At 70.4% G+C, this 1,094-nt stretch carries 1 protein-coding gene; it reads right to left on the reverse strand.

Annotated elements, in window-relative coordinates; all coding sequences use genetic code 11:
• Nucleotides 1–987, reverse strand: coding sequence for an IS481 family transposase (locus AC5L3Z_RS29480; RefSeq protein ID WP_494846640.1), 987 nt, complete (start codon nucleotides 985–987; stop codon nucleotides 1–3).
• Nucleotides 988–1,094 lie beyond the last annotated feature (107 nt).

The raw sequence follows: 1,094 nt of genomic DNA on the forward strand, positions 1-1,094 counted from the left end.
CTAGGTGTTCTGCCCGGAGAGGTTGGGGACGCGGCTGGCGGGTGGTTGGCCGCCGAGTGCGGTGTGAGCGCGGTGGTGATTGTAGGCGTGGAGCCATGCGGGTAGAGCTGCGCGGCGGGCGGCTTCTGAGGAGTACGCCTTGGCGTAGGCCCATTCCTCTGTGAGGGTGCGGTGAAAGCGTTCGACCTTGCCGTTGGTCTGGGGCCGGAAGGGGCGGGTCTTCTTCATGCTGATGCCCAGCTCGCGGAGGGTGTCGCGCCAGAGGAAGGACTTGTAGCAGGAGCCGTTGTCGGTGATGACCCGGCGAACGGTGATGCCGTGGGCGGCGAACCAGGCGTGCGCGCGGCGCCAGAAGGCGACCGCGGTGTCTTTGCGCTCGTCGTTGAGGATCTCGGTGTAGGCCAGCCGCGAGTGGTCGTCGATGGCGGTGTGCAGGTAGGCGTAGCCGATGACCGGATGGCAGTTGCGGCGGGCTTTCGCGGTGGCCCGGCTGTTGCGCTCACCCTGGGCGCGGCCGTGGATGCGCCAGCCGCCGCCGTCGGGGATGTTGCCCAGCTTCTTGATGTCGACGTGGACCAGGTCCCCGGCAGCGGCGTGTTCGTAACGGCGCACCGGCCGGCCGGTGGCCCGGTCCAGGTCAGCCAGCCGGGGCACCCCGGCCCGGCGCAGCACCGCATGACACGTGGACGCGACCAACCCGAGCCGCCCGCCGATACGCGCAGGTCCCCACCGCCGCTTCGCCCGCAGGTGCAGCACCTTGCGCTCCACCGGCGCCGGCGTGCGCCGCGGTGACCGACGCGGGCGGCTGGACCGGTCGACCATCCCCGCCACGCCCTCGGCCCGGTAGCGGTCCGCCCACCGCTTCGCCGTCGTTGGGCTCACCTGGAACCGCTCAGCCGCCCGGCGCAGCGGCCAACCATCGTCCACCACACAGCGGGCCAGACGCAGCCTGCCGGTCTCCGACAACGGGGCATTACGGTGGGGCACGAGGACCCCCCTGAGTTGGTGCGGCTGTCTGGTAGCTCCACACCTACTCGGGAGGTCCTCACCCTTTCAACATCCCGGACGCGTCACCAACGTCCATGGACAGAACA

The sequence above is a fragment of the Micromonospora sp. LZ37 genome (genome assembly GCF_059359015.1).